Below are 6,131 nucleotides of genomic sequence, written 5' to 3'. Positions count from 1 at the left end.
GGTTGTCGCCAAAGTAGATGCGTATAAAATGGAGATGATTGCGGGCAAACGCGCTGTCTATCAAGGCCCAATTTACGATCAGGCAGGCACGCTGAAAGTCGCCGAAGGGAAAACCCTGAGCGATGAAGAATTACATCAGCAAAATTGGTATGTAAAAGGTATCGAAGGGAAGATTCCGCAGTAACACTAACGACGCGGCTGTATCGACGTAGCTATTAATAAACTTGATTAGTTATTCGCACACAGCCGCACTTTAACGCGAGAAACAATAACAATGGCAACTAAGACCACAGCGGTAAAAACAGCAAGCGTAAACAGTGCAGTAGCGACATCCAGCAACAAAACGACAACGACCAACAAAGCCATTCCTACCAGTAAGAGTGCGGCGGTGAAAACTATGGCGACTAAAAAAGCAGAAGCAGCAACGGATTTTAATCCGACTGAAACGCCGACCGGAAAATATAAACCGGGCAAAATCCGCGACCGCAACCTCACCAATATTATTAACGCGGCAGAGGAAGAATTTGTACACAATGGCTTTCGCGGCGCGAGCATCCAAAACATTGCCGACCGCGCGGGCATCCCCAAAGCCAATGTGCATTACTACTTTAAAAGTAAAACCAATTTGTACGTAGCGGTGCTCGACAATATTATTACCCTGTGGAATGACCTGCTCGGTGAAATTACTGTCGATGATGATCCTGCCGAAGTGCTGGATCGCTTTATCCGCAAAAAAGTAGAACTCTCCTACACCCATCCACGCGCCTCCAAACTTTACGCGATGGAAATGATTCAGGGCGCGCCACACTTAAAAGGTTATATCCGCACCGAGATGCGCCAGTTCGTGCGCCGCAAAGCGCAAATCATTGAACAGTGGATTGAACTCGGGCGCATGGATAAGGTCGATCCTATGCATTTGATTTTTTTAATCTGGTCATCGACCCAACACTACGCCGATTTCGATGTAAAAATCCTTACGGTGATGAACCGCGCGGAATATGAGCCGGATATGATCAAAGACATTTCCGATTTTTTAAGCCAGATGATTTTAAAAGGCTGCGGCCTAAAACCACCCGCGACAGAACCTCCTGCCGCATAACATCTCACTGCAACAAGTAGTAAACCCCAATGACATCTTCTACCCACGGCAGCACACGCAGTGCTGCCATCTGGATTAAAAATCCGCGCGCCTGTTGGACAGGTAATTCACAAGACGCCACCAATGGCCTGGTGATTCAAGGCAATAACATTATCGAATTGGTTGCCGCAGGAAAATCGCCCGACAGTATTTATGATTACAGTTTCGATGCCTCTGACCATGTGGTTTTGCCGGGTCTGATCAATTGCCATCACCATTTTTACCAAACACTTACCCGCGCGTTGCCCAGCGCACTTAACAAAGAATTATTTCCCTGGCTGCAAGCACTCTATCCCGTCTGGTCAAATTTAAATGACGAGGCGATTTTTGCGTCCACGCAATTAGCGTTAAGCGAATTATTGCTGTCAGGTTGCACCACCGCCGCCGATCACCACTATGTATTCAGCAGCATTATGCCGCACGCGATTGATGCGCAAGTTGCCGCCGCCAAAACCATTGGCAACCGCGTAACCTTAACACGCGGCTCAATGAGTCTCGGCCAATCCAAAGGTGGTTTGCCGCCGGATTCGGTGGTGGAGAGCGATGAAAAAATCCTCAGCGAAAGCGAGCGTTTGATTAATAGCTATCACGACACCAGCGAAGATTCCTTTTGCAAAATCGCACTTGCTCCTTGCTCACCTTTTTCTGTAACGCCAGATTTAATGCGTGCAACCGCTGTGCTCGCGCAACAAAAAGATGTGTTGCTGCACACCCATCTGGGTGAAACCGAAGATGAAAATAATTTCTGCCTGAAACAATTTGGTATGCGCCCGGTGGATTATCTGGATGATGTAGGTTGGTTAAACAACCGCGTTTGGCTCGCCCACGGCATTCATTTTAATGAAGAAGAAATCGCACGCCTCGGCCACGCCTGCGTCGGCGTCTGCCACTGCCCCACCTCCAACATGCTCCTCGCCTCCGGCATGTGCCACACCCGCGATTTACAACGCGCAGGCGCACCAGTCGGCTTAGGTGTAGACGGCTCCGCATCCAATGACGGCTCCAATATGATTCAAGAAGTTCGCCAAGCCATGCTGCTACAAAAACTCCGCTACGGCTCCGCCAATTTCACGCATATCGATGCACTACAACTCGCCACCTCTGGCAGCGCAAAATTATTACACCGCCCCGAACTCGGCGAACTCGCCGTCGGCAAAAAAGCCGACCTCGCACTATTTTCCCTAAACCAACCCCGCTTCTCCGGCCACGGCGACCCACTCGCCGCATTAATTTTATGCGGCGCCCACAAAGCGGATTACGTGATGGTTGCGGGTGAATGGAAATTGAAAAACGGGGAAATGGTGGATGTGGATATTAATGATGTGATGGCACGGCATGGGATTGCGGCGAAGAGATTAAGAGAGATGGCTGCACATTAAAATGTAGGGCGGCTTCGCGAAGCAAGCCGCCGTAGGTTAATGGCTGCGAGGAACGACCCCCAACATGACCATATTTCCGCAACCGCCAAAATCAAAACATCTGTATTTTTTTGATTTTTGGAGTTGCGAATTATTACTTTTCGAAGCGCAACCTGTACTCTTCTTCAAATCCTTCAATCATTGTATCAATGAGCATTGCATCATTAGATAAATGAACCCGTTCATCATCTTCATCAGAGAGAGCGTTCATTTTTTCGATGGTATCTTCGAGTAATTTTTTTAGACCAAGAATTACCAGTCTATGTTCTTTAGCTTCAAGATTCATTTGAACGCCCTTTAGCATAATTGTTATTCGCGACATCAAACATTCGCTCTGCCGAAACAGAAAGCTCTTCCAGCAAAGAAATATATTGCATCAGTGGCATATCGTATAGCGGCCTGATTGTGTAATGGGTAGGGTTTGCTGATGGTTTGGGATTAAAATCCATACTAACCCTCAGTCCGGGAGGAATTTTTGTACCCTTGGGAATCTTCCACCAAAACCCGCCAAATGCAGGCTTCTCCCGATCAAATGTAGATATTCCGCCTGTATCTTTTGAAACGTAATCCATTCCATTCTTTTTGTAGATTTGAATATCAAAACTTTGCTCCAAGGTTCTGGGCGGCATAGTGCGTAACTTGTGTAATTGCGGACTATTCTTAGCCCCGTTGCGATACAAGTTCACAGGCACAACTTTCACATACATTTCAACAATCGTGTGACTCATGGCTTAATCCTTTCCTATAAAAGCTATATAAATTGCATCCAGATATAGAGGCATCTCCAGACCCCGAGAAATTATTAGTTCTTTTTGCGACCAAATCAATCAGAAAATCCCCTACTGTAACAATCAGAGCAATTAAGATGCCACCAATTATATTTTCTGAGACCTATCACAACTAAACACTTACAAAGCGGATTGCGGCGAAACGATTGAGGCAGATGGCAATGTAGGTTGACGCTGGCAGCGCATGCTGAGGAACGAAGTTAAGAGTTAGCCACTCCTGTATCAATAGCTCGCACGTTATATTTTGTTATGACTGAATTTTCAGAATTAATTTCCGACGCTACTGCTTCCATGCGCCATGTTTTATTTTTTTCAACCATCGTTGATAGCCACTCCTTTTTTTCACTATGTAGAACTAATTTCTCAGCTGAACGCACTATCAACTCGTTGAACATATAGACATACTCTTCCTTAATTTCTCGATTCAGATCATTTTTATGATTAAACTCTTGCATGTCGATTTTCGAGGGCGGCTCGGAAATATAAAAGGGGGTAATCAACACACCTAAAGAAGGAGAAAGCGGTACGAATGTTTTAGCGATGCAGCTATTATGATTCTCATAATACAAAACAACTGGATTATCACTAGTAATGAAAGGAATTTCAGTATTATTAAATAAAACAAGCCAGTGAGAGCAAAATAAACTATTTGCTCCATTTACAAGTGCATTAATAGCCATTGCATGTGCATACTCAGGCGTTATCTCAACCTCAATACATCTTTCATTTTGATGCTGCTCGAACAGGTTGCGTATATCAGGCTCTAATTTTGAATCACCTATACGCTCTTTAATTATTCCTTCAATTAATGGCTGAATATCATGTGTTAGGTAATTTTGTGCCAACCTCTTCGCGGTGGGAGTACATCGCTGAAGAAACGAAATATATCCCGCTATAGCATATTTAGTATCTAAATCTCCTTGCATATTCTTTAACGCGGACACACTTGTAGCCCAGTTATTCTCAAATAACCTTAAATACTCATCGACAATGCGTGGATCTGAAAATAGTCTATTTGAATCACCATCGATTTCAAAACAAACCGAAGAGGTAGGTTTCTGCTTTCCTTGTGTAATATGGCCTCTCTTGTAATATGGCATTAAAAAACCTGCATCATTTGAAAAGTTTGATAAATATGTCTGTGATACATAGTGATCGTGTGCCATATCAACTCATTGAACCTATAGAATTTTCCAAACTTAAAAAACCATATGGGATGATTAAGTTATCTAAAACAGATTGCTTCGCGAAGCGCCCGCCCGACTCACACCCAGCAATACCAACTAAAACTAAATTAAACAATTACCAAAGATTACACCAAATTCAGTATCGGTAGGGTTTACAATTAAAACAGCTCACCACACAGGCCTCCCCCATGACCACCACCCCAAACAAACTCCGTATAGACATAGTGTCCGATGTTGTCTGCCCCTGGTGCATTATTGGCTACCGGCAGTTGGAGCGCGCCCACGCAGAAACTGCAATACCCTATGAACTTCACTGGCAGCCCTTCGAGCTAAACCCCGATATGCCCGCAGAAGGCCAAAATTTGCGTGAGCATTTGGCAGAGAAATATGGCTCGACCAAAGAGCAATCAGACGCGAACCGAAACCATATAACGGCGGTAGGTGCCGAGTTGGGATTTGAGTTTTGCTTTACCGATGATATGCGCATGCACAACACATTTAATGTGCATCAACTACTGCATTGGGCAGATCAACAAGGGCGCAAGCAGGATTTGAAGCAAGCGTTTTTTACAGCGCATTTTACCCATCGCCGAAATTTATCGGACGATCAAGTGCTGGCGGATATAGCAGCCGAAATTGGCTTGGCGCGAGACGAAGCCTTGGCCGTATTGCAGGATCAACGTTTTGCCAATGACGTGCGCGCTGCCGAAAAGTTTTGGATCGATGCAGGCATCCGTGGTGTACCAGCAGTCGTATTTAACCGCCGCCACTTGGTGACGGGGGCGCAAGGCACTGAGAATTGCAAACAAATCCTGACGCAGATAATGCAAGAGAATAGTTAAGCAATGACCAATCGACTCAATGCAGATTTTTCACAACGCATCGTGATTCGGCCTGATGATTATCGCTGGGTTGCATCGCCCATGGCCGGTGTTGAGCGCATGATGCTCGACCGGATTGGCGATGAAGTTGCGCGCGCGACATCGATTGTTCGCTATGCACCTTTTAGTGAATTCTCGGCGCACACGCATTCAGGTGGAGAAGAATTCTTTGTGCTCGATGGCGTTTTTTCCGATGAGAATGGCAGCTACCCAAAAGGCAGTTATGTGAGAAATCCTATAGGGACATCGCACACACCGAAGATTGGCAAAGAAGGCGCAATTATTTTTGTCAAACTGCAACAATTCAACGCAGCCGATACAACACAAACAGTCATCGACACACAAACAACCGCATGGCGCCAAGGGTTAGTCGATGGATTAAGCGTAATGCCACTGCATGATTTCGAAGGCGAACACATCGCCTTGGTAAAATGGGCGCCGAATACGCAATTCAGCAGCCACAGACATTGGGGCGGAGAAGAAATATTTGTATTGGAAGGGACATTTCATGACGAGCACGGCCAATATCCGAAAGGCTCATGGCTCCGTAGCCCTCACCTAAGCCAACACCAACCCTTCACCAAAGAAGATGGAGCATTGATTTATGTGAAGACGGGGCATTTGTTTTTATAGCCTGGATTTTTACATAAGCCCCAAAGTAAAAAAATCCCGCTCGCGGTAATGTGTGCGGGATTTTTTATAGCCAACCTATGCAATAA

Annotated in this window: 7 protein-coding genes and 1 pseudogene; 5 read left to right on the top strand and 3 right to left on the bottom strand. The window is 45.6% G+C overall.

All coding sequences use genetic code 11. From position 1 onward, the window contains the following. From ACWA6V_RS15550 to ACWA6V_RS15540, 3 genes and pseudogenes are all read left to right on the top strand, one after another. Window positions 1-184: pseudogene (locus tag ACWA6V_RS15550) on the top strand (BMP family ABC transporter substrate-binding protein); the annotation flags it as partial. 90 nt (window positions 185-274) lie between these two features. Continuing rightward, the gene (locus ACWA6V_RS15545) at window positions 275-1,099 is read left to right on the top strand and encodes a TetR family transcriptional regulator C-terminal domain-containing protein (RefSeq protein WP_449523346.1); all 825 of its coding nucleotides are present in this window, start codon (window positions 275-277) and stop codon (window positions 1,097-1,099) included. Window positions 1,100-1,128: 29 nt separating this feature from the next. Further along, window positions 1,129-2,517, top strand: a complete 1,389-nt coding sequence (locus ACWA6V_RS15540) for an 8-oxoguanine deaminase (protein WP_449523345.1) — start codon at window positions 1,129-1,131, stop codon at window positions 2,515-2,517. A gap of 133 nt (window positions 2,518-2,650) precedes the next feature. Here ACWA6V_RS15540 and ACWA6V_RS15535 read toward each other — a convergent pair whose 3' ends face one another. The 3 genes from ACWA6V_RS15535 to ACWA6V_RS15525 form a co-directional block, all read right to left on the bottom strand. Next, window positions 2,651-2,842: a hypothetical protein gene (locus ACWA6V_RS15535; RefSeq protein WP_449523344.1), complete on the bottom strand. Its 192-nt coding sequence runs from the start codon at window positions 2,840-2,842 to the stop codon at window positions 2,651-2,653. Next, complete coding sequence (locus ACWA6V_RS15530) at window positions 2,832-3,284, bottom strand: Tse2 family ADP-ribosyltransferase toxin (protein WP_449523343.1); 453 nt, start codon at window positions 3,282-3,284, stop codon at window positions 2,832-2,834. The genes ACWA6V_RS15535 and ACWA6V_RS15530 overlap by 11 nt, the downstream gene beginning before the upstream one ends. Window positions 3,285-3,544: 260 nt before the next feature. Further along, window positions 3,545-4,510, bottom strand: coding sequence for a DUF4238 domain-containing protein (locus ACWA6V_RS15525; protein WP_449523342.1), 966 nt, complete (start codon window positions 4,508-4,510; stop codon window positions 3,545-3,547). A 209-nt stretch (window positions 4,511-4,719) separates the two neighbouring features. Here ACWA6V_RS15525 and ACWA6V_RS15520 point away from each other — a divergent pair, with 209 nt between their 5' ends. Both ACWA6V_RS15520 and ACWA6V_RS15515 read left to right on the top strand, forming a co-directional pair. Next, the gene (locus ACWA6V_RS15520; RefSeq protein WP_449523341.1) at window positions 4,720-5,373 is read left to right on the top strand and encodes a DsbA family oxidoreductase; all 654 of its coding nucleotides are present in this window, start codon (window positions 4,720-4,722) and stop codon (window positions 5,371-5,373) included. 3 nt (window positions 5,374-5,376) lie between these two features. Continuing rightward, window positions 5,377-6,045: a cupin domain-containing protein gene (locus tag ACWA6V_RS15515; protein WP_449523340.1), complete on the top strand. Its 669-nt coding sequence runs from the start codon at window positions 5,377-5,379 to the stop codon at window positions 6,043-6,045. Window positions 6,046-6,131 lie beyond the last annotated feature (86 nt).

The organism is Cellvibrio sp. (genome assembly GCF_053579595.1).
The sequence above is the reverse complement of the archived record's forward strand: the minus strand, read 5'-3'. Positions and strand labels throughout refer to the sequence as shown.